This window comes from Streptomyces sp. NA02950, assembly GCF_013364155.1.
Classification (GTDB): domain Bacteria; phylum Actinomycetota; class Actinomycetes; order Streptomycetales; family Streptomycetaceae; genus Streptomyces.
In genome coordinates, this window is the sequence record NZ_CP054916.1 from 7,363,766 (window position 1) to 7,388,637 (window position 24,872).

Annotated in this window: 21 protein-coding genes and 1 tRNA gene; 15 read left to right on the forward strand and 7 right to left on the reverse strand. The window is 71.8% G+C overall.

Features of this window, described 5'->3' with window-relative positions:
* Window positions 1-80: 80 nt before the first annotated feature.
* Window positions 81-836 (forward strand): UPF0158 family protein, encoded by a 756-nt coding sequence (locus tag HUT19_RS32395; RefSeq protein WP_254885892.1) that lies wholly within the window; start codon window positions 81-83, stop codon window positions 834-836.
* Window positions 837-859: 23 nt separating this feature from the next.
* Here HUT19_RS32395 and HUT19_RS32400 read toward each other — a convergent pair whose 3' ends face one another.
* Window positions 860-2,956 (reverse strand): hypothetical protein, encoded by a 2,097-nt coding sequence (locus HUT19_RS32400; protein WP_254885893.1) that lies wholly within the window; start codon window positions 2,954-2,956, stop codon window positions 860-862.
* Window positions 2,957-3,201: 245 nt separating this feature from the next.
* Here HUT19_RS32400 and HUT19_RS43395 point away from each other — a divergent pair, with 245 nt between their 5' ends.
* Together HUT19_RS43395 and HUT19_RS43400 are read left to right on the forward strand one after the other, a co-directional pair.
* On the forward strand, window positions 3,202-4,056 hold the full coding sequence (locus HUT19_RS43395) for a recombinase family protein (protein WP_254885894.1): 855 nt from the start codon (window positions 3,202-3,204) through the stop codon (window positions 4,054-4,056).
* Entirely contained in the window at window positions 3,993-4,754 is a 762-nt protein-coding gene (locus HUT19_RS43400; protein WP_254885895.1) for a recombinase family protein, read from the forward strand. The genes HUT19_RS43395 and HUT19_RS43400 overlap by 64 nt, the downstream gene beginning before the upstream one ends.
* A 141-nt stretch (window positions 4,755-4,895) precedes the next feature.
* On the opposite strand, the gene HUT19_RS32410 is transcribed toward HUT19_RS43400, so the two are convergent.
* Window positions 4,896-4,980 (reverse strand) — tRNA-Leu (locus HUT19_RS32410).
* A 288-nt stretch (window positions 4,981-5,268) separates the two neighbouring features.
* Here HUT19_RS32410 and HUT19_RS32415 point away from each other — a divergent pair.
* Window positions 5,269-6,606, forward strand: a complete 1,338-nt coding sequence (locus tag HUT19_RS32415) for a M20/M25/M40 family metallo-hydrolase (RefSeq protein WP_176183853.1) — start codon at window positions 5,269-5,271, stop codon at window positions 6,604-6,606.
* Between the two features lie 471 nt (window positions 6,607-7,077).
* A complete protein-coding gene (locus HUT19_RS32420; RefSeq protein ID WP_176183854.1) occupies window positions 7,078-7,971 on the forward strand; it encodes a chaplin in 894 nt (297 codons plus the stop codon).
* A 111-nt stretch (window positions 7,972-8,082) separates the two neighbouring features.
* Here HUT19_RS32420 and HUT19_RS32425 read toward each other — a convergent pair whose 3' ends face one another.
* Window positions 8,083-8,271 carry a DUF5703 family protein gene (locus tag HUT19_RS32425; protein ID WP_176183855.1) on the reverse strand — a complete coding sequence of 63 codons (189 nt, stop codon included), beginning with the start codon at window positions 8,269-8,271 and terminating at the stop codon, window positions 8,083-8,085.
* Window positions 8,272-8,318: 47 nt separating this feature from the next.
* On the opposite strand from HUT19_RS32425, the gene HUT19_RS32430 reads away from it, so the two are divergent.
* Window positions 8,319-8,984, forward strand: a complete 666-nt coding sequence (locus HUT19_RS32430; protein WP_176183856.1) for a hypothetical protein — start codon at window positions 8,319-8,321, stop codon at window positions 8,982-8,984.
* A 550-nt stretch (window positions 8,985-9,534) separates the two neighbouring features.
* Here HUT19_RS32430 and HUT19_RS32435 read toward each other — a convergent pair.
* Together HUT19_RS32435 and HUT19_RS32440 are read right to left on the reverse strand one after the other, a co-directional pair.
* Window positions 9,535-11,883, reverse strand: a complete 2,349-nt coding sequence (locus tag HUT19_RS32435) for a helix-hairpin-helix domain-containing protein (RefSeq protein WP_176183857.1) — start codon at window positions 11,881-11,883, stop codon at window positions 9,535-9,537.
* Window positions 11,880-12,860, reverse strand: coding sequence for an aldo/keto reductase (locus HUT19_RS32440; RefSeq protein ID WP_176183858.1), 981 nt, complete (start codon window positions 12,858-12,860; stop codon window positions 11,880-11,882). The genes HUT19_RS32435 and HUT19_RS32440 overlap by 4 nt, the downstream gene beginning before the upstream one ends.
* A gap of 127 nt (window positions 12,861-12,987) precedes the next feature.
* Between HUT19_RS32440 and HUT19_RS32445 the strand changes: the two genes are divergently transcribed.
* Entirely contained in the window at window positions 12,988-14,037 is a 1,050-nt protein-coding gene (locus tag HUT19_RS32445) for an LLM class F420-dependent oxidoreductase (RefSeq protein WP_176183859.1), read from the forward strand.
* Window positions 14,038-14,263: 226 nt separating this feature from the next.
* A complete protein-coding gene (locus HUT19_RS32450) occupies window positions 14,264-15,061 on the forward strand; it encodes a ferritin-like domain-containing protein (protein ID WP_176183860.1) in 798 nt (265 codons plus the stop codon).
* A gap of 116 nt (window positions 15,062-15,177) precedes the next feature.
* On the opposite strand, the gene corA is transcribed toward HUT19_RS32450, so the two are convergent.
* Entirely contained in the window at window positions 15,178-16,170 is a 993-nt protein-coding gene (corA, locus tag HUT19_RS32455; protein WP_176183861.1) for a magnesium/cobalt transporter CorA, read from the reverse strand.
* 95 nt (window positions 16,171-16,265) lie between these two features.
* Between corA and HUT19_RS32460 the strand changes: the two genes are divergently transcribed.
* The 4 genes from HUT19_RS32460 to mshC all read left to right on the forward strand — a co-directional run bounded on the left by HUT19_RS32460 (window position 16,266) and on the right by mshC (window position 19,934).
* The gene (locus HUT19_RS32460; protein WP_176183862.1) at window positions 16,266-16,961 is read left to right on the forward strand and encodes a histidine phosphatase family protein; all 696 of its coding nucleotides are present in this window, start codon (window positions 16,266-16,268) and stop codon (window positions 16,959-16,961) included.
* Window positions 16,962-17,111: 150 nt separating this feature from the next.
* Complete coding sequence (locus HUT19_RS32465) at window positions 17,112-17,702, forward strand: DUF3090 domain-containing protein (protein ID WP_176183863.1); 591 nt, start codon at window positions 17,112-17,114, stop codon at window positions 17,700-17,702.
* The gene (locus HUT19_RS32470) at window positions 17,666-18,568 is read left to right on the forward strand and encodes an SCO1664 family protein (RefSeq protein WP_176183864.1); all 903 of its coding nucleotides are present in this window, start codon (window positions 17,666-17,668) and stop codon (window positions 18,566-18,568) included. Before HUT19_RS32465 ends, HUT19_RS32470 begins: the two co-directional genes overlap by 37 nt.
* A 136-nt stretch (window positions 18,569-18,704) precedes the next feature.
* Complete coding sequence (gene mshC / locus HUT19_RS32475; RefSeq protein WP_176183865.1) at window positions 18,705-19,934, forward strand: cysteine--1-D-myo-inosityl 2-amino-2-deoxy-alpha-D-glucopyranoside ligase; 1,230 nt, start codon at window positions 18,705-18,707, stop codon at window positions 19,932-19,934.
* Between the two features lie 121 nt (window positions 19,935-20,055).
* Here mshC and HUT19_RS32480 read toward each other — a convergent pair whose 3' ends face one another.
* Window positions 20,056-21,243 carry a PAC2 family protein gene (locus tag HUT19_RS32480; RefSeq protein ID WP_176183866.1) on the reverse strand — a complete coding sequence of 396 codons (1,188 nt, stop codon included), beginning with the start codon at window positions 21,241-21,243 and terminating at the stop codon, window positions 20,056-20,058.
* Window positions 21,244-21,498: 255 nt separating this feature from the next.
* Here HUT19_RS32480 and HUT19_RS32485 point away from each other — a divergent pair, with 255 nt between their 5' ends.
* The 3 genes from HUT19_RS32485 to HUT19_RS32495 are packed head-to-tail and all read left to right on the forward strand — an operon-like array spanning window position 21,499 to window position 24,871.
* Window positions 21,499-22,935, forward strand: a complete 1,437-nt coding sequence (locus HUT19_RS32485) for an enolase C-terminal domain-like protein (RefSeq protein ID WP_254886257.1) — start codon at window positions 21,499-21,501, stop codon at window positions 22,933-22,935.
* Complete coding sequence (locus HUT19_RS32490) at window positions 22,932-23,774, forward strand: SDR family NAD(P)-dependent oxidoreductase (protein ID WP_176183867.1); 843 nt, start codon at window positions 22,932-22,934, stop codon at window positions 23,772-23,774. The genes HUT19_RS32485 and HUT19_RS32490 overlap by 4 nt, the downstream gene beginning before the upstream one ends.
* Window positions 23,775-23,833: 59 nt before the next feature.
* Window positions 23,834-24,871: a sugar ABC transporter substrate-binding protein gene (locus HUT19_RS32495; protein ID WP_176183868.1), complete on the forward strand. Its 1,038-nt coding sequence runs from the start codon at window positions 23,834-23,836 to the stop codon at window positions 24,869-24,871.
* Window position 24,872: the final 1 nt, after the last annotated feature.

Sequence of the window (24,872 nt, forward strand, 5' to 3'; positions counted from 1 at the left end):
GCCGGGCCGTCCGTAGGATGCATGACCGGTGACGAGACGATGATGAAGACGACAGCGACGCGGATCGCGGCCCACGCCATGTGGGCGCGGGCATGACCGGTGCCTGGAGTGACCACGACGTGACGGCCCTCCGCGCCGCCTGCTACGCGGCGGACGGCAGGGCCCTCATCGAACTGCTGCGCACACGGGATGCGGAGCCGGTGATCCAACAATGCGGAGACGCACTGACCGCCGCCGTTATCCGGGGTGTGCCGGCCGCTGTGGAAACGGCGGTCCGGTGCTCGGCGGCGCTGCGGGTGCGGAGTTGGGAAGGCGATGAGGTACTGGCAGATCAGCTTGATACTGCGATCAGTGGCACTGCCCCTGCCCTGCGCCCGTTGGCCGTTGGTCTGGAGGAGCTTTCCGGCCTGCTGGAGGGCGATCCGGCCTGGGGCGGTGGCTGGGTCGACCTCAACACTGGCGAGTGCCGGCCGATGAGGGCGGACTTTGAGGAACCCCGGGGTGAAGGAGAGCCGGAGGACACCGAGCGGTGGCTGCATGTGGCCTGCGCGGGGTCACACGACGCTTACCGGGACATGGAGGACTTCATCGCCGTACTCGACGACCTGAGCCTCGCCGACGCCTTGGCCACCGCGATCAGGGGCCGGGGGGCGTTCCGCCGTTTCAAGGACGTACTGGCCGCCTCACCGGCCGAGCAGCGCCGTTACTGGTTGTTCAGCGCGGAACGCCAGCATGGCCGGGCCCGGGCCTGGCTAGCCGATTACGACTACCGGCCTACACCACGTGCGGGGTCCAGCCGGGCCCGGTCCACACCGCACTTCCTGGGGTGGTCGTGATGTGATCGGGGCGGGGCGAGAGGTCAGCCGCGGCGCTTGCGCTTCTTCGCCGTGCTGCGCCCCTGGCGGGCGCGGGCCGCGTTGAGACGTCCGAGCTGGGTCGCCTTGGCGCGAAGGGGGCCGCCGGCGAGGCGGCGCAGGGTGTCGAGTCCGGCCTGGTCGGGATGACTGGAGGTGAGTGCGGCCCCGATCGCTGTCTCGGCTTCCGCGCGGCCCTGGGCGAGCAGGGCTTCCAGGAGGCCCTCCTCACCGCCCAGGTCCAGGAGTTGGAGGAGGCTCTCGGCGACCATCAGCGCGGCCTCGGTGTCGGTCAGGTCCTCGTGGTCGAGGGCGCCGCGCTGGGTGAGGACCGTGAGGGCGGTAGGGGCCAGGCCCGGGTCGCCGCGCAGGGAGCGCAGCAGTTCCATGCCGTCGGGCAGGGCGGTGGTCAGGGTGTCGAGCAAAGCGGCGGCGCGGGTGCGGAAGGGGGTGGTGCGTATCGCGTCCAGAAGTAGGCGCCGGGCGGCCTCGGGGCTGTCGTGGGCGGGCGTCCAGGCGGCGAGTTCGGCTTCGGCGTGCTCGGGGTCGTATTCCTGGGCCAGCACACCCAGCAACCCGGCGGCGGGTGCGTGGGTGAGCTCGCCCACCAGCGGCGCGCTACGGCCCTGGGCGAGCAGCCGCTGCCGGACGGAGCGGGTGCCCAGATCGGTGAGGCGGATCAACTCCACGGGGCCCGATGCCAGTTCCTCGCGCAGCTCCTTCCCGCGTGCTGTGGCACCCGGGTCCGGGGCGGTCGGGAGGGGGCCCAGCAACTGGGAGAGTTCCGCAGGCATCCCGGCAGGCAGTTGCGGACCGGTCGGAGGCTCATCGAGCGCGGTGTCCAGGAAGACGGGGTCGGCCATGCCCTGCTCGCGGGTGATCGCACCGAAGTATTCCAGGACGTCCAGGACGCGGCGCAGGTCGTGATCGGCGTCCAGCAGCCACGCCCGCTGCTCGCGTTCCGGCGCCCCGCCGAGGGCGAAACTCATCCGGTAGGCGAGGTGGACCGAGTCGCGAAGCCGGGGCCAGGGCATCGGGTAGGGGAGGCTGTAGAGAGTGTTGAGGACGTCGGGCAGCACATCCTGGTACACGTCGAACAGCATCGAAGTGGCGTCGTACCCGTTGGGGCCGCCCAGCAGCGGGCCCCGCAGCTCGAAGAACGCCTCGAAGGCGCGCTCCCACAGCGCGAGCGGATCCGCGAGCACCGGGCGCGCCTTGGCCACCGCGTACACCCGGCCCTTGGCCACCCGGATCAACCGCGCCTGCTTCGCCCAGGCGAACAGCAGGTTCACACGCGGCAGTTCCGCACTGGTACGCACCTGCTCGACCGGGTCCCCGGTGTCCAGGGCACGAACGAGGTCCTGGCCATCGGCAACGCGCAGCCGGCCCGCTTTCGTCAGCTCGCGGCCCTCGCTCCCGGCCCATCCGGCCAGCTGCGCCAGCTGCCCGATCAGCGGGACCGCGGCCGCCCGCTCCCGCAGCACGTCCTCCTGCGCCAACGTGACCGGCAGTTGCGGTTCGGCCCGTTCCACCTGCGCCGACCCGGCCGTCACGCGCCGGGTCATGATCGTGTCGAGGACATCGCGGTCGTAGGGAACCTCCCCGATCCGGGCCCGCTCGGCAAACCGTGCCATCGCTGCCTCGTCCATGATGTCCACGCCCTGCTCTGCGGCGGTGACCGTCCAGAACTTCGCCAGCCCCCAGCGGGTACGGTCCGCCATCCGGGCGCCGAACTCCCCGGCCGCGCAGCTCACCGCCCGCTTCAGTGCGGTCAGGCCGTCCCCGCGGGGATCGACCAGTCCGGCCGCGTCGAGGTACCGCAGCAGGGCCAGCAGTGAACCCGGGCCGTCGGGTACCGGCTGCCCGGGCAGCACGGTCAGCGTCCGCGGCAGCCAGTCCAGGAGGAACTCCTCCACATGGGCTGCCCGCCACAGCCCCAGACGGCCGTCCGCCGTCCCGTTGTGCCGGTAGTCGAGAGCCGCCTGCACAACGAACCCGTCCGCTACCTCATCGTGCTCCCGCGCCCACTCCTCCACCCGGCTCGCCAGCATCTCCGCGGCGGCCTCGAAGTCCTCGTCGTCGGGCTCGAACAACATGCGCATGGGACAGACAACCTCACAGGCGACGGAGCGGCACCCGACCACGCTACCCGGCAGAAGCACACCCCCTGGACACCCTGTCGGCGCGGATCCAGTCCACCGGGCCGCCACACAAGCACCGAACGGAGCCACCTCGAACTGGTCCGTCACTCGGGGGTCGCGCCCGAGGCCATCGGCCGGGCAGCACTCTGCTGACGAATCAAAGGACACCGATCTTCATCCGTTCGAGTCAGCCTTGTCCCGGGCCGTTGACGGCTCCTCGCAAGCGGTCCACGGTCGACATGCCGGGCGAGCCCAGCGGCAAGCAGGAGGTGCCGATGATGACAGCCGACGCGCCGCCCGCCGTCCCAGCCTCTGATACCGCGGCCGGCCAAGGTCCGCTCGCGGACTGGGCCTCCGAACCCCGGCAGCGGCGGTTCGGATCCTCGTCCCCCGAACTGCCCGGGCGTCGGTTTGCGTTCTACGGGCGGGTGTCCACCGAGGAACACCAGGATCCCGCTACGTCGCGGGCCTGGCAGCTGCTGCGCGCCCAGGCCCTTGCTTCCGGGCATGGGCGGATCGTGGCCGAGTTCTTCGACATCGGTCATAGCCGGACCGTCCCCTGGGCGCGCCGTCCGGAGGCCGCCGCGTTGCTGGCGGCGATGGCCGACCCGGACCGGGGGTTCGACGCGGTCATCATCGGCTCCAGCGAGCGGGCCTTCTACGGCCATCCGTTCGCGACCATGGCCCCGCTGTTCGAGCACTACGGTGTCGAAGTCTGGGTGCCGGAGCTGGGCGGCGCGGTGGATCCGCAGATCGGCGGGCAGGAGGAGCTGATGATCCTGCTCGGGATCCTGTCCAAACGGGAGATCGCCCGCGCCCGGATCCGGGTGCGCAGCGCGATGACCGTGCAGACCCGCGACCAGGGCCGCTACCTCGGCGGCCGGCCACCGTATGGCTACCGGCTGGTGTACACGCCGGTTTACACCCCAACCGAGCACTGGCTCGCCGCGGCCTGCGCATCCAACGCCTGGACATCGACCCGTACTGCGGGCCGATCGTGTCCTGGATCTTCACCCAGCGTCTGGCCCGGCACAGCATGGCGCGCATCGCCCGTGCTCTGAACGGTGCCGGTATCCCTTGCCCGTCCGCTGCCGACCCCGGACGCAACCCGCACCGGAACGGTCAGCGCTGGGTGCTGCCCACGGTGCGGGCCATCCTGGCCAACCCCCGCTACACCGGCCGTCAGGTCTGGAACCGTCAGCGCACCGACCACGACCTGATCGACGCGGCCAACACCACTCTCGGGCACCGCGACGTGATGCGGTGGAACACCCCTGCCGACTGGATCATCTCGGCCCAGCCCGCGCACCCGGCGCTGGTCAGTGAGGCCGACTTCATCGCCGTTCAGCACCTCCGCACCGCCCGGGAGACGGCTCCCGGCCGCATTTATCTCCTGGCGGGGCTGCTGCGCTGCGGCGCCTGCGGGCGCCGGATGGAATCCCACTGGGCTCGCCGTCGCCCTGCCTACCGGTGCCGCCACGGCCACACCAGCGCCACCGGGCCCATGCCCGGCCGCACTCCCAACGCCTACGTGCGCGAGGACCAAGTCTTACCGCACTTGTCCGCACTGCTCCTCCGCCGCACGCACCACGGCCCGGACGGAGCCGAGCCGATGGCCCTGATCGCGAGTGCAGCGCCGCTCTCGTCGGCCGACGCTGTCGCGCACCTCCGCAGTGAGGCGATCTCGCTGATCTATGACCCCGTGGCCAGATCCCTGACCGCGGACACCCCACGAGCAGAAAGGATCACGATCAGCTGATCCAGAGCCCGACCACCGAACCCCTGGCGAAGGGAGAAGCCCCGGAGAAAGCTGAAACGACAAACACCCGCGTACAGCCAGGAGCCGGAGGCGGGTGCCGGTTCCGCCTGCCCTGGAAACGGACAGTGCGGGGGAAGGTTGTGTCCGAGGGGGGACTTGAACCCCCACGCCCGATAAAGGGCACTAGCACCTCAAGCTAGCGCGTCTGCCATTCCGCCACCCGGACCAGGTGTCTGCCGTCCGGCCCGTGGCCGTTCCGACGTGGAAACCATAGCAAACATCCGGACGTGCTCGATCACGCGTGCTTGTGGACCCCGACCGGGGTCCGGCGGGGGCCGGAGGGGTGGCCGGGCTGGTGGGCGGGGGTGCTCGGTGGTGGAGTGTGACGGGGGCATGACGGTGGTATTGCCGCCTTGGGCTGGGCGGGCGTGAGGGGGAGTATGGCTGGTGGACCCCGTCGTGGGCCGGCCCGGATGCGGGCGGCGCGCCGCGGCAGTGAACAGGAGGAGGCAGCGTGAGTGAGTCGCTTTCGGACGCGACGACGGCCGGTGCGGTCAGGGGCGAGGACGAGGTCGTCGACCTCTGCCGTGATCTGATCCGCATCGACACCAGTAACTACGGTGACCACTCCGGCCCCGGCGAGCGCCTGGCCGCCGAGTACGTGGCCGAGAAGCTGGCCGAGGTGGGGCTCGAGCCCAAGATCTTCGAGTCGCACAAGGGCCGGGCCTCGACGGTGGCGCGGATCGAGGGTGAGGACCCCTCCCGCCCGGCGCTGCTCATCCACGGCCACACCGATGTCGTCCCGGCCAACGCCGAGGACTGGGCCTACCACCCCTTCTCCGGGGAGATCGTGGACGGCTGTGTCTGGGGCCGCGGCGCGGTCGACATGAAGGACATGGACGCGATGACGCTCGCGGTCGTACGGGAGCGACTGCGCAGCGGCCGCAAGCCCCCGCGCGACATCGTGCTGGCCTTCCTCGCCGACGAGGAGGCGGGCGGGGTGTACGGGGCGCGGCATCTGGTCAATGAGCACCCCGAGCTGTTCGAGGGCGTGACGGAGGCGATCGGCGAGGTCGGCGGCTTCTCGTTCACCGTCAACGAGGATCTGCGGCTGTATCTCATCGAGACCGCCCAGAAGGGCATGCACTGGATGAGGCTCACGGTGGACGGCACCGCGGGGCACGGCTCGATGACCAACAACGACAACGCGATCACGGAGCTGGCGGAGGCGGTCGGCCGGCTCGGGCGGCACAAGTTCCCGGTGCGGGTGACCAAGACCGTGCGGTCCTTCCTGGACGAGCTGTCCGACGCGCTCGGCACCCCGCTCGACCCCGAGAACATGGAGGAGACGCTCGCCAAGCTGGGCGGCATCGCGAAGATCATTGGGGCGACGCTGCAGAACACGGCCGCGCCGACGATGCTCGGCGCCGGGTACAAGGTCAATGTGATCCCGGGGCAGGCCACCGCCCATGTCGACGGACGCTTCCTGCCGGGGTACGAGGACGAGTTCCTCGCCGACCTCGACCGCATCCTCGGCCCGCGGGTCAAGCGCGAGGACGTGCACGCGGACAAGGCGCTGGAGACCAGCTTCGACGGGGCGCTGGTCGACGCCATGCAGTCGGCGCTGAAGGCGGAGGACCCGATCGCCCGCGCCGTGCCGTACTGCCTCTCGGGCGGTACGGACGCCAAGTCCTTCGACGACCTCGGCATCCGCTGCTTCGGTTTCGCACCGCTGCGGCTGCCGCCGGAGCTGGACTTCGCCGGGATGTTCCACGGGGTCGACGAACGGGTGCCGGTGGACGGGCTGAAGTTCGGCGTGAGGGTGCTGGATCGGTTCCTGGACGCCTGCTGATCGCTGCTCGACTCACTGCCCGATCACTGCCCGATCAGCGCCGGACCGCTGCCCGGCTTCCGCTGCGCTTCTGCCATGCTCCTGTCACTCCTTCGCTGATCACGGCTGTGACCAGTGCGGACGCCGAAGGGTTACGCACTTGCACTGGTTCGGCCTAATCGATCACACATACCGAAAGAACCGAAAAGAGTGAATGCTGTCGTAGCTTGATAGCTCGATTGCTCCCTCCTCGTTACATGGTGTGTGCGGCTCGTGACAGGGGCCGCGATGCCGAAAAGGGGGTGGGTGCAGTGCCCCGCCTTCGGCAACTACCGCATCGATCACGTGACATTGGGTCACGGTCCACCGGGGTGTGATCCCGGGCGGTTCCGGAGGGCGTGCCACGCGCTCCGGAACCGCCCGGGCATGGGGGTGCGGGCGGAGAAGCCCGCGCGCATCCCGGCTGGGACGGAAGGCAGGGGAGCAGGAGTTATGCGACAGGTTGCGAAAAAGAGCCTGATCACCGTAGCGGCGGCGAGCGGCGTACTGGCCGTGACCGGCGGCTACGCCCACGCGAGCTCGGGGGCGGACGGCGGCGCCGCGAACTCGCCGGGGATCGTGTCGGGCAACTCGATCCAGGCGCCGGTACACGTGCCGGTGAACCTGTGCGGGAACACGGTGACCGTCGTCGGGCTGATGAACAGCGCCGGTGGCGGGAGCTGCGGCGAGCAGGCCGGTGGCTCGGGCAGCGGCTCCGGTGGCTCCGGCGGTTCCAGCTCGACCAGCGGTTCCCAGGCCCAGGGCGACACCCAGGGCTCACCCGGAATCGGCTCCGGCAACAATGTCCAGGCCCCGGTCGACGTTCCGGTCAATGTGTGCGGGAACAACATCGGCGTGGCCGCGATCGGGAACACCAGTGGTGGCGGCGACTGCGGTGTGGTCGAGGCGGTCCCGAACAACCCGGGTGAGCCGAACGAGCCCGGTGAGCCCAATGAGCCGGGTGAGCCGAACGAGCCCGGTGAGCCCAATGAGCCCGGTGAGCCGAACGAGCCCGGTGAGCCCAATGAGCCCGGTGAGCCGAACCAGCCGGGTGAGCCCAACAACCCCGGCGAGCCGAACAACCCGGGTGAGCCCAACAACCCCGGTCAGCCGAACAACCCGGGCGACAACAACCCCGGCGATGACTCGGACCAGCCCGGCGGCCAGGAGCAGACCGGAGTCCACGGGTCCGACCCGTCCTCGAACCTCGGTGGCTCCCACATCGCGGGTGACGAGCAGCTGGCCCACACCGGTGCCGGGCCGGTTGACCTGGCCATTCCGGCCGCCGCCGGAATGCTGCTCGCGGGCACGGTGCTCTACCGCCGCGCCCGCGCGGCGCGGCGCTGACCAGCACGCCACTCACCACTCACCGCAACACTCTCACCGCGCTCCGTGATGACGGTGTGACTCACAGCGGGCCTCGCGTTCAGCGCGGGGCCCGCTCCGCGTCCCGGCGCGCTACCAGGTGGCGCGCAGCTGGCGGATGATCCGCCGCCGCAGCCGCACTCTGCGGCTGCCGTCGGGGTTGAGTCTCAGACGATCCAACTCCCAGTGTCCGTATTCGGCGTGGTCGGTCAGCATGCGGGTAGTCGCCTTGCGGGAGACCCCACGCGGCACATACACGTCGCAGAATTCATATTCCGGCATCGCATCTATTGTGCGGGAACTGCCCTGCTACGGATAGCGTCTGCACTATGTCTGATGCTGCGCAGCCATCCGCTGCCGAGGTACGCGCCGCCGCCGAAGCGGTGAAAGCCGCACTGGATCGTCACCTCGACGCTGTCGAACGCCGGTCGGGGGAAGCAGACCCAGCCGTCTATGCCGCGTTCAACGAACTGGCAGCGGCAGCCGAGGTCTACGACGAGTTGCTCTATGACGCCTACGACGAGGTCACCCCCTTCGAGATCCCCGGGGACGATACGCTGCCCGCCTATGCCGGACCGGACGAGCCGAGTGTGCTCAACGTACTGATCCGGAGGGATTACACGATCGCGGAACCGCAGCGTCTGCTCTCGCAGGCCCAGCGGATCGCCGACCTCGATCCGGACTCCGCCGCTGGGAACGGTCGGCTCGGCGGCGAACCGGCCGCGGTCGGCGAGAGCGTCCATAGCGCGTTGGGGGTGCTCTTCGGCGAGTTCGAACCGGACGAGATCGCCTCCCGGCACAAGGAATTCGGACTGGAGGAGGGCGACTCCACGCTGTGGGTGGCCGCCGCCGAGGAGCCCGCCGAACCGGGGGAGTGGCTGTCCGCCCCCTTCGAGCAGGCGGACCCGGAGCTGGTGGTCTGTCGCTTCGACGTGAGCTCGGTCTTCGACGAGGAGGACGAGGAAGACCTCGAGGTGCTCGGCCCGGGAGGCTGAGCCGCGCGTCGCTCGGCGGCGGCGTGCGGGGCTGGGGCCGCGGGGTCCCGGCCGAGCCGTGCATCGGCGAGCGGGCCGGCCGGGACCACGCGGACGGCTGACGGCCCCCGGCCGCGGCACTCCCGCCGACGGCGGCCCCAGCGCGCCCGGCCCGTGTTCGCGGGCCTCCGCGCTTCATGTGGGTCGTGCGCAAGCTGCCGGGGCCGCGGTGCTCGGAGCAGCCGTGCCGCGGCGGGCCCGACTGCTGTGCCGCTGCCCCACGGCGGCATGTGCATGGGTGGGCGCCGCTGCACCCCGCATACCCGGCCCGGAATCCGGGCCGCGCGTGCTGGGGCCTCCCCAAGGACAAGGCGCTACGTGCGGGGCCGCAGGCAACCTGTCACCCCGGCTGCCGCCCCCAAGGCAAGCCGTCTCCCGGCCTTGCCCCGGGCAGGCGTCGGCGGGCTGACGTGGCTCACGCCACCGCGGCAGCGCGCGGACGCGGTAGAGCCGTACGGCGGTGCCCGGGCCTCGCGCCGCACCCCGGCGCCCGCGCTGGGCGTCCTCCCCGTCAGCCCGTGGTCGGGATCTGGGCCTGGAGGAGGGAGCGCAGACGGGTGGTGCGGTCCTTGAACGGGATCTCCGCCACCGCTCGGGGAAGCGCCGCGTCCGCGCCGTGGATGACGGACAGATGGTGCTCGGCGCGGCTGAACGCGGTGTAGACCCACGCGCGGGTGAGGGCGGACGCCGCGTCGCCCGGCAGCACCACGACCGCCGCGGGCCAGCGCGATCCTGCGGCCTGGTGCGCGGTGATGGCCCAGCCGTGCCGCAGCAGCTCGCCGACCTCCTCGCGCCCCACCACCACGGGTGTGCCGCCGCGGTCCAGCCGCAGTCCGTCGGCCTCCGCCGACACCACCGTGGCCAGGACCGTACGGCCCGGGGCCGGGGTGTAGGCCACGCGGTCGCCCGGGTCGAAGCCGCCGAACCGGCCGGGGCCGGGGTTCAGCCGGTTCTTGAGGGCGGTGTTCAGCGCCCGCGTCCCGGCGGCGCCGCCGTGGCCCGGGGTGATCACCTGCGTCTGCTCCGCGGGAACGCCGATCGCGCGCGGCACCGAGTCGGCGACCAGTTGCACCGTGCGGTGCACCGCCTCGCCCGCGTCACGCACGGGCACGATCACGACCTCCTTGCCCGGCGCCTCGACCTGGTTCAGTTCGCCGATCCCGATCCCGGAGACCAGCTCGCCGATCGGCCCCGGGTCCGGGGTGCGCGAAACGACCTGCGGACAGCGCCGGGCCGCCAGCAGATCCGCGAAGACCCGGCCCGGCCCCGCGGACCAGAGCACCCGGGGATCCCCGCTCAGCACCAGCCGTGCGCCGTCCGGCAGCGACTCGACGAGCATCGCCGCCGTCTCCACGTCGAGCTGCGGGGCGTCCAGCACGGCGAGCAGATCGAGCGCCAGCGCCCCTTCCTCGTCGCGGCCGGGGCCCTCGCCACCGGACAGCAGCCCGGCGACGGTGACGGCCGACGAGGCCGCGGCACCGGACGGATCGGTGTCGATCAACTCGGCCAGGCGCCGTCTGCCGTCCTCACCGTGCGCCGCCGCGTACGCCCGCAGGCCCATCGCGCGGGCGGCGGCGACCAGCGCCGCCGGTTCGGCGCGAGCTGCCTCACCACCGCTGTGGGTGACCAGGCCGTGGCCCGCCACGGTGCGGATCAACTCGGCGGCGGAGGGGGACGGAGCGGCGGCGGCAGCCTTCTCCCAGTCGGGCGCGCCCGGTTCACCGACGCTCGCCTCGTCTGCCGCGGCGTCCTCGGCGGCGTCCTCCGCCGACTCCTCCGCCGATTCCTTCGCGGGGCCCGACGGTCCGGCGAAGGTGCTGGCCATCCGGCCCAGACCGTCGGCCAGGCTCTCCTCCGCCAGTGCGTAGCGGTCCAGGCCGAGCAGGACCCGGACGGGCTGTCCGGCGTCCTCCTCGTCATCGGCGGCAGCGGTGGTGGTGGGGCGGCCGGCTCCTGGGGTGTCCAGCGCGTCCTGGAACACCAGCACCTCGCCGTCCGCGATCACGGTGCGCAGCGCCTCGTCCGGGTCGGGCACGGACACCTTGGCGAGTGCGGCGCGCAGCGCGCCGGACTCCAGCGCGGTGTGGCCCTCGAGAGCGGCGCGCTCCAGCAGCCAACCGGTGAGTGCCCGTGCCCGGCGCTCGTCATCCGGCCGGCAGTCGGGGCCGAGCAGGGCGCGGGCGAAGCCGTCGGCCTGGTCGTGGCGCACCCCGGGGACCGCCAGGAGCTGCCAGGGGTCCTCCCGCAGTGCCTCGGCCGCCCGCTCGCCGAGCACCTCGGCCACCCGGTCGGCCAGTGTCTCGGGTGCGCCACCCGCCGCGAGTACCTGCCGAACGTCGGCGGCACCCGCGATCTCACCGCCCGGACCGCGCGCCGGGCGGGGCGCCGCGGGGATCACACCGCCCGGCCCGGGGCCGGGCGGGACGCCGCCGCCTGCCGGTGTGTCCGGACGGGGCTGCTGGGGCCGGGGCGCGGCGGGGGCCGGAGCGGGTGCCGGACGGCGGGCCGGGGTGGGCTCGTTGAAGAACGACGCCGCCGACCGCTCACCGCTCTCCACGGCCCGCACCGCGGCGGCCAGCGCCTCAGCGGCCGCCGACCGCCGCCCCTTGCCGGTTGCCGAGGTGGGGGCCTGGTCCGCCGCGGGCTCGCCGTCCGCGTCCGTCTGCTCCGCGCGGTCGTTGGCGCCGTCGGCCCGGTCGCGGTCCTGCCCTGCCGTGTCGCCCGGCCCTGCCGTGTCGCCCTGCCCTGCGTTCACCGGGGCGTTCCCCTCCGCCCCCGCTTCCGGCGCGGGCGCCGGTGGGGCGGTGTCGGCCTCCTCGGGCGCGGATGCGGCCTCGCCGGCGAGGCGGTCGGTACTCACAGCGTGCTCCAGTCCTGATCGGGATAGCGGTGCACGGGCGCCGACACATCGTCGAGCGCCTGGCAGATCTCGTCCGGAAGACTAAGGGTCTCCACCGACAACGCCGTCCTCAGCTGCTGGGCGTTGCGCGCGCCGACGATCGGCGCGGCGACGCCCGGGCGGTCGCGGACCCAGGCGAGGGCGACATGCAGCGCGGTGGTGGCCAGACCGTCGGCGGCTATGGCGACGGCCTCGACGACGCGGCTGGCCTCCTCGTCGAGATACGGCGCGACGAATGCCGCGAGCTCGGAGGCGCCGCGGGAGTCCGCGGGGGTCATATGGCGGTACTTCCCGGTCAGTACGCCCCGGCCGAGCGGTGACGACGGGAGCAGACCGATGCCCAGGTCGAGCGCGGCGGGCAGCACTTCGCGCTCCACACCGCGCTGGAGCAAGGAGTACTCCATTTGTGTGCTGGCGAGCCGGGTGTGGGCGCCGGAGGAGGCCAGCTGCCAGGTGGCGGCCTTGGCGAGCTGCCAGCCGCAGAAGTTGGAGACGCCCACATACCGGGCCCGCCCGCTGCTGACCGCGATGTCGAGCGCCTGGAGGGTCTCCTCGAGCGGGGTGACCGGGTCGAAGGCGTGCACCTGCCACAGGTCGACATAGTCCGTGCCCAGCCGGTCCAGCGAGGCGTCCAGCGCCGCCAGCAGATGGCCGCGCGAGCCGTCGAAGCGCCGGTCGGGATCGGGCACACTGCCCGCCTTCGTGGCGATCTGGAAGTCCCGCCGGGGCACCAGCCCCTCCAGCAGCTGCCCGAGGAGGTATTCGGCGCCGCCGTCCGCATACACATCCGCGGTGTCGACCAGTGTCCCGCCCGCCTCCCAGAACGCCTTGAGCTGGTCCGCGGCGTCGTGTTCGTCGGTGTCCCGCCCCCAGGTGAGCGTGCCGAGCCCGAGCCGGGATACGCGCAGGCCCGTGCGGCCGAGGTGCCTCTGCTCCATGAACATCGAGATTACTGGCCGGAAAGCGAGCCGTGGCGGCCTGTGGATAACCCACCCCTGACGTATCGCGGTCCCGCGCGCTAGAGTCCCCGGAACAGGGACGTTACTGATCGGTATGAGGTGCGGTATGAGGCTCGGAATCAACCTCGGTTACTGGGGCGCCGGAATGGACTCGGACAACCTCGCGGTGGCCCGTGAGGCCGACCGGCTCGGCTACTCGGTCTGTTGGGCGGCCGAGGCGTACGGCTCGGACGCCGCCACCGTGCTCTCGTGGGTCGCCGCGCAGACCGAGCGCATCGACGTCGGCTCCGCCATCTTCCAGATCCCGGCCCGTACACCCGCGATGACGGCGATGACCGCCGCCACCCTCGACACGCTCTCCGGCGGCCGCTTCCGGCTCGGCCTCGGCGTCTCGGGTCCCCAGGTCTCCGAGGGCTGGTACGGCGTGCGGTTCGACAAGCCGCTCGCCCGCACCCGCGAGTACGTGGAGGTCATCCGCAAGGCGATGTCGCGCGAGCGGCTGAGCCACGACGGCGACAACTGGACACTGCCGCTGCCCGGCGGCCCCGGCAAGGCGCTCAAGCTCACCGTGCACCCGGTGCGCGAGCACATCCCGCTGTACATCGCGGCCATTGGTCCCAAGAACCTCGAGCAGACGGGCGAGATCGCCGACGGCGCACTCGTGCTCTTCTACGCCCCCGAGCACGCCGAGGAGACCACCCTCGGTTCGCTGCGCGCGGGCCGGGCCAAGGTCGGCAAGGACCTGGAGGGCTTCGACGTGGTGCCCACCGTCCCGATGGCCGTCGGTGACGACATCCGCGGCCTCGCCGACCACTTCCGCCCGTACACCGCGCTCTACGTGGGCGGCATGGGCAGCGCCAAGCAGAACTTCTACAACAAGCTGGCGCAGCGCATGGGGTACGAGAAGGAGGCCGCCGAGATCCAGGAGAAGTACCTCAGCGGCGACAAGGAGGGTGCCGCCGCGGCCGTGCCCCACGAGCTGATCGACTCCACCTCGCTGATCGGCCCCGTCGAGCGCATCGCCGACCGTATGCAGGCATACGCCCAGGCCGGGGTCACCACCCTGTCACTGACCCCCGCGGGCTTCACGCTGGAGGAGCGGCTCGCCGGTCTGCGGGCGGGCGTCGAGGCCCTGGAGCAGGCCGGACTGGCGTAAGGGCCACCGAGAAGTCCTGCGGCCGTGGTGGGGGCTCGGGGGTCTTCCCCGCCACGGCCGTCATCGTGCACAACGCCCGTGCCCCCCACTGGTTACGGCTGCCCGGCCTTCTCCCGGAATCGCCCATACGGACGAGCCGAACCCCTCACCTGTTGCCGCTCCGCATACCCGGCATTTGACTTTTCCTGCGCGAGTGTCGTGCACGGAGCGCACGGAGGTGGCAGTGATGCTCTCGGAGAAAAGCGTCTTCCAGGAGATCCTCGACAACGACGAGTCGTTCCGGCTCTTCTGCTCGATCGCGGCCAGCGGTGAGGCCCAGGGGGGCTGGGAGAACGGCCGGATCGCCGCCCTCGTGCCCGACAGTCAGCGTGCCCTCGCGCCCAAGATCACCCGGCATGGCGCCGACGAGGACAAGCACGGCCGGATCTTCAACGCCCTGCTGCGCAAGCGCGGACTGGAGCCGATCGAGGTTCCGCGCGACACCGACTACACCATGCTGCTGGAGGCGCGCGGTATCGGGCTGGCCCACGACAAGCTGCGCCGCGACGAGCCGCTGACCGAGCACGACATCGTCGTCTACCTCGCGCACAGCAGGGTCACCGAGCAGCGGGCCTCCGCCCAGATGCTGATGTTGCGCAAGCACTTCGGCGACCATCCGGTCATCGGCCGCGCGGTGGAGATGATCTCCAACGACGAGGAGAACCACCTCGCCTACTGCCACGAGGAACTGCTGCGGCTGGCCGCCGCCGGATACGGCCGGACCATCCAGCGGATGCTGCGGGAGAGCGCGCTGGTGGAGATGGAGGTCTACCGGGCCGTGAGCCTCGCCGTGGTGTCCCATATGGGGCGCATCCTGGGCTGGTCCACGGCGAAGGCCGCGGTACTGGCGGCGGGTGTGCACGCCATGTACGGCTTCGAGCGGCTGGGCGGCTGGCGGCGGATGGTCTCGCTGCGGATGCCCGAGCGGCGGGACGCCCTGGGCGGACCCTCGGCCAGTGCCCCCGAGGCACCCGAGTTCGCCTGAGGCCCCGAGGCGGGCCCTGGGGCGAGGTCCCGCAGCGGGCCCTTGGGCAGGGCCCCGCAGCGGACGGGCCCGCGAACCAGGTCCCGAACGGCCTCCCGGGTCCGCTCGCGCTCAGCTCAGAGCCAGCCGCGGCGCTTGAACGTCCGGTACAGCAGCGTGATCGCACCGACCATCAGCAGCACCACCGCCGGATAGCCCCACGGCTGCTTCAGCTCCGGCATGTAGTCGAAGTTCATGCCGTAGATTCCGGCGATCAGCGTCGGCACCGCGGCCATCGCCGCCCACGCCGAGATCTTCCGCATGTCGTCGTTCTGCCGCACGCCCATCTGCGCGAGATGCGCGGCGAGGATGTCCGACAGCAGTCGGTCCAGCCCCTCCACATGCTCGTTCACCCGGGTCAGATGGTCGCTGACATCGCGGAAGAACGGCCGCGACCCCTCGTGGACGAACGGCACCCCGGCGCCCGCGAGCCGTTCCATCGGCTCGGCCAACGGGCCCGTCGCCCGGCGGAATTCGAGCACCTCGCGCTTGAAGGCGTAGATCCGTCCGGCCGTGTTGTGCCCCGCGGCGCCGTCCGGCGCGAAGACCTCGGTCTCCAGCCCGTCCAGGTCCTCATGGAGCCCGTCCGCGACATCGAGGTAGTGGTCCACGACCGCGTCGGAGACCGCGTACATCACCGCCGTCGGCCCGTGCCGCAGCACCTCGGGCGCCTCCTCCAGCCGCTCCCGCACCGCGCCGAGCGGATTGGCCTCCCCGTGCCGGACGGTCACCACGAAGGAGTCACCCACGAACACCATCAGCTCACCCGCGGTGACGGTGCCCGCCTTCTCGTTGTACCGCACCGGCTTGAGCACCAGGAACAGGGAGTCGTCGTACACCTCCAGCTTCGGTCTCTGGTGGGCGTGCAGGGCGTCCTCCACGGCCAGCGGATGCAGTCCGAACTCGCTGGTCACGAGCTCGAACTCCTTCTCGGTCGGCTCGTGGAGCCCGAGCCAGAGAAAGGAGTCCCCGGCCGCGCGCGCCCGGTCGAGGGCGTCGGAGAGGTCGGCGGGCCCCTCGGTGCGGCGCCCGTCCTGGTAGATGGCACAATCCACGATCACGCGGGGCATTCTGCCGCCCTTGGCTCCGATACGCACGGGGGGCGGGCAAGGGATGCGGGTGCACCCCCTCTGAGGTGCTCGTCCATGGTCGTAGGGTGGCAGGCATGCCCATGCTGATCCTCGTACGGCACGGCCGGTCCACCGCCAATACCGCGGGCGTCCTCGCGGGCTGGACGCCCGGTGTCGCCCTCGACGAGCGCGGTGCCGCCCAGGCCGCGGCGCTGCCCGGACGGCTGGCGCGGCTCCCGCTCGCCGCCGCCGTCACCAGCCCGCTCCAGCGCTGCCAGGAGACGCTGGCCCCGCTGCTCACCGCCCGCCCGGAGCTGCCCCTGCACATGGAGGAACGGATCGGGGAGTGCCACTACGGCGACTGGTCCGGGCGGAAGCTGGCCGAGCTCGCCGACGAACCGCTGATGAACGTCGTACAGCAGCATCCCTCCGCCGCCGCCTTCCCGGGCGGTGAGTCGATGCGCGCCATGCAGGCGCGGGCGGTGGACGCGGTGCGCGACTGGAACGCCCGGATCGAGGCGGAGCACGGGGCGGACGCGGTCTACCTCATGTGCTCGCACGGCGACATCATCAAGTCGCTCGTCGCGGACGCCCTCGGTCTGCACCTCGACCTCTTCCAGCGGATCTCGGTCGAGCCCTGCTCGGTCACCGCGATCCGCTACACCCCGACCCGGCCGTTCCTCGTACGGCTCGGGGACACCGGCGACTTCACGGGTCTGGTCCCGCGCGAGCACGCGCCCGGCGACCGGGGCGGGGACGCGGCGGTGGGCGGCGACGCGGGAGCACCATGATCGCCATGCGCGGGAGCGACGTGATCTCCGTGCGCAGTAGGGTGGTGCCGCGGCGCGACGCGCACGCCGTTACGGCCGTGACCGGGCAGTCGTGACATTCAGCACTCAGCAGTCAACCAGCCGAGCAGTCGAACCAAATGGAGCAGGACGTTGTCCCGTCAGGTGTTCCTCTATGACCCGCCGGACCGTTTCGTCGCCGGTACGGTCGGGCTGCCTGGTCGCCGCACCTTTTTCCTCCAGGCATCCGCGGGTGGCCGCACCACCAGCGTCGCGCTGGAGAAGACCCAGGTCGCCGCGCTGGCCGAGCGGATAGACGAGCTGCTCGACGAGGTGGTCCGGCGCACCGGCGGAAACGCCCCGGTCCCCGCGGTCGCACCCGCCGAACTCTCCGACACCGAGCCGCTGGAAGCCCCCGTGGAGGAGGAGTTCCGGGTCGGCACCATGGCGCTCGCCTGGGACGGCGAGGAACAGCGCATGATCGTCGAGGCGCAGGCGCTCGTCGAGCTGGAGGCCGAGTCCGAGGAGGACCTGGCCGAGGCCGAGGAACGGCTGCTCCAGGACGATGTGAACGGGCCGCCCATGCTGCGGGTGCGGCTCACCGGCACCCAGGCCCGCGCCTTCGCCAAGCGCGCTCTGGACGTCGTCAACGCCGGCCGGCCGCCCTGCCCGCTGTGCAGCCTGCCGCTCGACCCGGAGGGACACGTATGTCCGCGCCAGAACGGATACCGCCGCGGAGCGTGACGCCCCCGGAGCCGTCCGCGCTGCTGGCCCTGGGCGAGCTGACGGTGCGCGGCCGGGTCCGGGAGGCGTCCAACGCGGTGCTCTACTGCACGGTCGAGTACCAGGGCCACAGCGCGCCGTGCGTCTACAAGCCGGTGGCCGGGGAGCGCCCCCTGTGGGACTTCCCGGACGGCACGCTGGCCCAGCGCGAGGTGGCCGCGTACGAGATCTCCGAGGCGACCGGCTGGGGGCTGGTCCCGCCCACCGTGCTGCGCGACGGTCCGTACGGACAGGGGATGTGCCAGCTGTGGGTCGAGGTGGCCGACGGCGACGGCCCGGACGGGACAGGGGGCGAAGGACGCGACGGATCCCCCGAGGACGGGGCATCCACCGACGGGCACGGTACGGAGCTGCTCGCGCTGATCGAGGGCGATGAGCCCGGCCCCGGCTGGAAGGCGGTCGGCTTCGCGGAGGTGGGCGAGGGACGCACCGCGCTGCTGGTCCACGCCGACGACGTACGACTGCGCCGACTGGCCGTCCTGGACGCGGTGATCAACAACGGTGACCGCAAGGGCGGCCATCTGCTGCCCGCCGCCGGGGGGCGGCTCTACGCGATCGACCACGGTGTGACCTTCAACGCCGACGACAAGCTGCGCACCCTGCTGTGGGGGTGGGCGGGGGAGCCGCTTCCGGACGATGTGCTCGAGGTGCTGGGCCAATTGGCGGAGCAGCTGGCCGACGGCGGACCGCTGTGCGTCCGGCTGGCGGAGCTGATCACCACCGCGGAGATCGAGGCGCTGCGGGCCCGGGTGGCGGTGCTGTTGCGCACCAAGGTGCACCCCGAGCCCAGCGGGCAGTGGCCCGCGATCCCCTGGCCGCCGGTCTGAGCCGAGCCGCGCGGGTCCGTGCCAAGCCGTCGAATACGGGCACAGCATCTTTCGGGCGAGAGCGCAAGACCGCCTATCCGGCCAACAGGTCTGGTCCGGTTCGTATCCGGAACTGGCATCCGGTTACGCTCATTGCATGTATGCCTGGCCCGCTTCTGAGGTTCCCGCCCTGCCCGGCAGAGGCCGCGACCTGAGGATTCACGACACCGCGACCGGGGGACCCCTCACCCTCACCCCCGGCCCCGTCGCCCGCATCTACGTCTGCGGTATCACTCCGTACGACGCCACCCACATGGGGCATGCGGCGACCTACAACGCGTTCGACCTCGTTCAGCGCGTGTGGCTCGACATCAAGCGGCAGGTTCACTACGTCCAGAACGTCACCGATATCGACGATCCACTGCTGGAGCGGGCCGTGGCGAACGGCGACGACTGGACCGCGCTCGCCGAGCGTGAGACCGCCCTCTTCCGCGAGGACATGACGGCCCTGCGGATGCTGCCGCCGCGGCACTACATCGGCGCCGTGGAGGCCATACCGGGGATCGTGCCGCTGGTGGAGCGGCTGCGCGACCTGGGCGCCGCCTATGAGCTCGAGGGCGACACCTACTTCTCCGTGGAGGCCGACCCCGCGTTCGGGTCGGTCAGCAGGCTCGACGCCGAGGCCATGCGGCTGCTGTCCGCCGAGCGCGGCGGCGACCCCGAACGCCCCGGCAAGAAGAACCCCCTCGACCCGATGCTGTGGATGGCTGCCCGTGAGGGCGAGCCGAGTTGGGACGGCGGTTCGCTCGGCCCCGGCCGCCCCGGCTGGCACATCGAGTGTGTGGCCATCGCCCTGGACCACCTCGGCATGGGCTTCGACGTGCAGGGCGGCGGCTCCGATCTCGCCTTCCCGCACCATGAGATGGGTGCCTCCCACGCCCAGGCCCTCACCGGGGAGCGGCCGTTCGCGCAGTCGTACGTGCACGCCGGGATGGTCGCCCTCAATGGCGAGAAGATGTCCAAGTCCAAGGGCAATCTGGTCTTCGTCTCGGCACTGCGCCGCGACGGTGAGGACCCCGCGGCCATCCGGCTCGCGCTGCTGGCCCACCACTACCGGGCCGACTGGGAGTGGACGGACGAGGTCCTGCGGGAGGCGCGGGAGCGGCTGGGCCGCTGGCGCGCCGCCGTCTCGCGACCGGACGGACCGTCGGCCGACGCGCTGGTGGAGGAGATCCGCGAGGCGCTGGCGGACGACCTCGACGCACCGTCGGCCCTGGCCGCGGTGGACCGCTGGGCCGCCGCGCAGGAGTCGTCCGGCGGTACGGACGAGGGGGCGCCCGGTCTGGTGTCGCGCGCGGTCGACGCATTGCTGGGTGTCGCGCTCTGACCCTCCCCGGTGGTCTCCTGACCGCCCACTGAGCGGTTCCTGACCACTCGGACGGGCCCGCACCGGGAACTTCCCCGGAAACCTCCCGGTGCGGGCCCGTCGTCGTGCGGTCCGCGCGTGGTCAGCCGCCGGAGCCGGGCCGGTCCCCGCCCCCGGTGTCTCCGCTTCCCGGGTCCCCGTTCTCCGGGTCTCCGGCGCTTCCGTCCCGGCTCCCGTTCCCGTCCGTGCCGGTGCCGGTGCCGGGGGCGTCGGCGTCGGTGCCGTCGGAGCCTTCCGCGGCGCTCTCGTCGCCGTCGGAGCCCTCGCTCTCCTCCCTGGCCACGTCGTCCTTCGGGGACGGCTTGCGCGGGCGGGTGTGGCCGCTGGAGGAGTCCCGCAGATACGAGCCGGCGCCCGGACCGCCCACGCCGCCGTCCCGGCCGTCCGCGACGCCGCTCTCGGTGGCGTGGCCGCCCGGTCCGGGCTGGCCGTCACGCCGCCGCAGATAGCGCTCGAACTCGCGGGCGATGGCCTCCCCCGACGCCTCCGGCAGCTCCGCGGTGTCGCGCGCCTCCTCCAGCGACTGCACGTACTCGGCCACCTCGCTGTCCTCGGCGGCCAGTTGGTCCACTCCCAGCTGCCAGGCCCGTGCGTCCTCCGTCAGCTCGCCGAGCGGGATCCGCACGCCGATCAGGTCCTCGAGACGGTTCAGCAGCGCCAGGGTCGCCTTCGGGTTCGGCGGCTGCGAGACGTAGTGCGGTACGGCCGCCCACAGGCTCACCGCCGGAACACCGGCGTGGGTGCAGGCCTCCTGGAGGATTCCGACGATGCCCGTGGGCCCCTCGTAGCGGGTCTCCTCCAGATCGAGGCTGCGGGCCAGGTCCGGATCGGAGGTGACCCCGCTGACCGGTACCGGCCGGGTGTGCGGGGTGTCGCCGAGCAGCGCGCCGAGGACCACGACCATCTCCACGCCCAACTCATGGGCGTAGCCGAGGATCTCGTTGCAGAACGACCGCCAGCGCATGCTGGGCTCGATACCGCGCACCAGCACCAGATCGCGGGTCTTCTCCCCGGTGTCCGCACGGACCACGGAGAGCCGGGTCGTCGGCCAGGTGATCTTGCGGACCCCGGAGTCCAGGGCCACGGTGGGACGGTTCACCTGGAAGTCGTAGTAGTCCTCGGCGTCGAGCGCGGCGAAGACCTCGCCCTTCCACTCCCGGTCCAGGTGCGCCACCGCGGTGGAGGCCGCGTCTCCGGCGTCGTTCCAGCCCTCGAAGGCACAGATCATGACCGGGTCGATCAGCTCGGGAACCCCCTCAAGCTCGATCACCCAGCGCCTCCTTCCGACCGGGGCGGACGGGTCGGTACCGCCCCCGGTTCCAGTTCCGTTGCGTGCGACCCAAGCCTACGGCTTACCAGCCCTCTCACCGCAGCCCCCGTACAGCACGACACTTAGATTCATCCGACCTGTCCTTGGAAAATTATGCCGCACCTCTGGACGCCCCGCGAACAACAGCGCTATACATCGGATCACCGCAAAAGATCCGATGTTCTCTCGCATCGTGTTCAGGGAGCCCCGTTGATGCTGCGTCCCGTTGTCACCGAACTCGAGGTCCACGACATCCGGTTTCCCACCTCGGAGCGGCTCGACGGCTCGGATGCCATGAACCCGGACCCCGACTACTCCGCGGCCTATGTGGTGCTGCGGACGAACGCCCGGACCGCCGACGGTCCGGACTCCGCCGCGGCAGAGGGACACGGCTTCGTCTTCACCATCGGCCGCGGCAACGACGTCACCGCGGCCGCGATCCGCTCGCTGCGCCCCCATGTGGTCGGCCGCCCCGCCCCGTACACCGCGGCCCAACTCGCCGTACTGCACCGCGACCTGACGCACGATTCGCAGCTGCGCTGGCTCGGACCGGAGAAGGGCGTGATGCACATGGCGGCCGGGGCGGTGGTCAACGCCGCCTGGGACCTGGCCGCCACACACGCCGCCAAACCGCTGTGGCAGTTCCTCGCCGACATGTCCCCCGAGGAACTGGTGGAGCTGGTGGACTTCCGCTACCTCACCGACGACCTCACCCGCGACGAGGCCCTGGCCATCCTGCGCGCCGCCGAACCCGGCCGCGCCGAGCGCGCCGCGCTGCTGCGTGAGCGCGGCTATCCGGCGTACACCACCTCGCCCGGCTGGCTCGGCTACTCCGACGAGAAAATGATCAAGCTGGCCCGGGAGGCCGTCGCCGACGGCTTCGGCCAGATCAAGCTGAAGGTCGGTGCCGACCTCGACGAGGACCTCAGACGGATGCGGCTGGCCCGGGAGGCCGTCGGCCCCGGTGTCCGGATCGCCGTCGACGCCAACCAGCGCTGGGACGTGGCGGAGGCGCTGCGCTGGATGCGCGCCCTGGCCCCGTACCGGCCGCACTGGATCGAGGAGCCGACCAGCCCCGACGACGTGCTCGGCCACGCCGCCATCCGTGCCGGACAGCCCGTCAAAGTGGCCACCGGTGAACACGTCGCCAACCGCGTGGTGTTCAAGCAGCTGCTCCAGGCCGGTGCGGTGGACTTCGTCCAGATCGACGCGGCACGGGTCGCCGGGGTCAATGAGAACCTCGCGATCCTGCTGCTCGCCGCCAAACACGGACTGCCGGTGTGTCCGCACGCGGGCGGCGTCGGACTGTGCGAACTCGTCCAGCACCTGTCCATGTTCGACTTCGTGGCCGTCTCGGGCAGCTGGGACGACCGGGTCATCGAGTACGTCGACCACCTCCACGAGCACTTCACCGACCCGGCGGTGATCGAGGCGGGCCGCTACCGGGCACCGGCCGCACCGGGTTTCTCGGCCAGGATGCACCCCGCGTCCCTCGCCGCCTACCGCTATCCCGACGGACCCGAGTGGCGCGGCCGCGCCGCACGCACCACGGCGGCCGCGTCATCCACGTCATCCGCGTCATCCACGTCATCCGCGGCGACCGCGGCGGCCGCGTCATCCACGACCGCCCGTACGACTGGAGGGAACCCGTGAACCGGCCACATCCCACCGGCGACTTCGAGGGGCTGGCCGCCCTGGTGACCGGCGGCGCCTCCGGTATCGGCGCCGCCGTCGCCACCGAGCTGCGCGACCGCGGCGCACGGGTCGCGGTGCTCGACCGCGACCCAGCGGGCGCCCCGGCGGGCACCCTTCCGGTCACCGCCGACGTCACCTCCGACGAGGCGGTACGGGCCGCGGTGGCCGAGACCGTCGCCGCCTTCGGCGCCCTGCACACCGTCGTCGGCAACGCGGGCATCGGCGCCGTCGGCACCGTCGAGGAGACCGCGGACGAGGAGTGGCAACGGCTGCTGGACGTCAATGTGCTCGGCCTGGTACGCACCGCGCGGGCCGCGCTGCCCCATCTGCGCGCCGCCACGGCCGACCGGCCCGGCTGTGTGTCCATCACCCACACCTGCTCGATCGCCGCCACCGCGGGGCTGCCGCAGCGCGCCGCCTACAGCGCCGGCAAGGGCGCCGTACTGGCGCTCACCCGCGCCATGGCCGCCGACCACATCCGCGAGGGCATCCGCGTCAACTGCGTCAACCCCGGCACCGTGGACACCCCGTGGGTGGGGCGGCTGCTGGACCGGGCGGCCGACCCGGCGGCCGAACGCGCCGCCCTGGAGGCCCGTCAGCCGACCGGCCGGCTGGTGACCGCCGAGGAGGTCGCCTCCGCCGTCGCGTATCTGGCCGGGCCCGCCGCCGCGGCCGTCACCGGCACCGCGCTGGCGGTGGACGGAGGGATGCAGGGGCTGCGGCTGCGCCCCGCGCCACCCGACGCCGTACCCCAGTGCCCCGACGCCGTACCCCGGCCACCCGACACCGCCCACTGAGACCCCGCCACCCCCGCACAACCGCGCTCCACGCACAGGATCGACCAAGGACGGACCCGATGACGAGACCGCGCACCTCCGGCACCGCCGCCTGCGCCGTGCTGCTGGCCGTCGCCGCGCTCACCGGCTGCAACCGTGAGAGCGGCGGCGCCGGTGGCGGCAAGGTCGGCATCGACATGCCGCGTACGGACACCGACTTCTGGAACTCCTACCAGCAGTACCTGGAGAAGGGCATCGACAAGGGCACGGTCTCCGCCCTGCCGCTGTCCAACTCGCAGAACGACATCTCCAAGCTGGTCGCCAACGTCCAGGCATTCAGCGACCAGGGCGCCAAGGCCATCGTCATGGCCCCGCAGGACACCGGCGCCGTCTCCTCCACCCTCGAGCGGCTGGAGGAGAAGAAGATCCCGGTCATCAGCGTGGACACCCGCCCCGACGCCGGAAAGGTCTACATGGTGGTCCGGGCCGACAACCGGGCCTACGGCACCAAGGCGTGCGAATACCTGGGCAAGAAGCTGGGCGGCAAGGGCCGGGTCGCCGAGCTCCAGGGCGATCTCAGCTCCATCAACGGCCGGGACCGGTCGCGTGCCTTCGCCTCCTGCATGGAGAGGAAGTACCCCGGCATCAGGGTGCACGAGCTGCCGGCCGACTGGAAGGGCGACGTCGCCTCCGCCAAGCTCCAGAGCCTGCTGGCCCAGCACCGGGACATCGACGGGATCTACATGCAGGCGGGCGGGGCCTTCCTCCAGCCCACCCTGGCGCTGCTGGAGCAGAAGAAGCTGCTGAAGCCCGCGGGTTCGGACGGCCACATCACGATCATTTCCAACGACGGCATACCCGAGGAGCTGGACGCCATCCGCTCGGGGAAGATCGACGCCACCCTCTCCCAGCCCGCCGACCTCTACGCCAGGTACGCGCTGACGTACGCCAGGGCCGCACTGGACGGCAAGACCTTCAAGCCCGGCCCCACCGGCCACGGCTCACGGATCGTCAAGATCAGGAACGGTCTCGAGGACCAGCTCCCGGCGCCGCTCGTCACCAAGGAGAACGTCGACGACCCCGCGCTGTGGGCCAACCAGCTCGAGAAGAGGAAGTAGC

Bases quoted from the DNA above. Each gene is read 5' to 3' on its own strand.
- HUT19_RS32400 (WP_254885893.1), bottom strand. From the start codon at position 2,956: ATGCGCATGTTGTTCGAGCCCGACGACGAGGACTTCGAGGCCGCCGCG.
- HUT19_RS32420 (WP_176183854.1), top strand. From the start codon at position 7,078: ATGCGACAGGTTGCGAAAAAGAGCCTGATCACCGTAGCGGCGGCGAGC.
- HUT19_RS32425 (WP_176183855.1), bottom strand. From the start codon at position 8,271: ATGCCGGAATATGAATTCTGCGACGTGTATGTGCCGCGTGGGGTCTCC.
- HUT19_RS32430 (WP_176183856.1), top strand. From the start codon at position 8,319: ATGTCTGATGCTGCGCAGCCATCCGCTGCCGAGGTACGCGCCGCCGCC.
- HUT19_RS32440 (WP_176183858.1), bottom strand. From the start codon at position 12,860: ATGGAGCAGAGGCACCTCGGCCGCACGGGCCTGCGCGTATCCCGGCTC.
- HUT19_RS32445 (WP_176183859.1), top strand. From the start codon at position 12,988: ATGAGGCTCGGAATCAACCTCGGTTACTGGGGCGCCGGAATGGACTCG.
- HUT19_RS32450 (WP_176183860.1), top strand. From the start codon at position 14,264: ATGCTCTCGGAGAAAAGCGTCTTCCAGGAGATCCTCGACAACGACGAG.
- corA (WP_176183861.1), bottom strand. From the start codon at position 16,170: ATGCCCCGCGTGATCGTGGATTGTGCCATCTACCAGGACGGGCGCCGC.
- HUT19_RS32460 (WP_176183862.1), top strand. From the start codon at position 16,266: ATGCCCATGCTGATCCTCGTACGGCACGGCCGGTCCACCGCCAATACC.
- HUT19_RS32470 (WP_176183864.1), top strand. From the start codon at position 17,666: ATGTCCGCGCCAGAACGGATACCGCCGCGGAGCGTGACGCCCCCGGAG.
- mshC (WP_176183865.1), top strand. From the start codon at position 18,705: ATGTATGCCTGGCCCGCTTCTGAGGTTCCCGCCCTGCCCGGCAGAGGC.
- HUT19_RS32495 (WP_176183868.1), top strand. From the start codon at position 23,834: ATGACGAGACCGCGCACCTCCGGCACCGCCGCCTGCGCCGTGCTGCTG.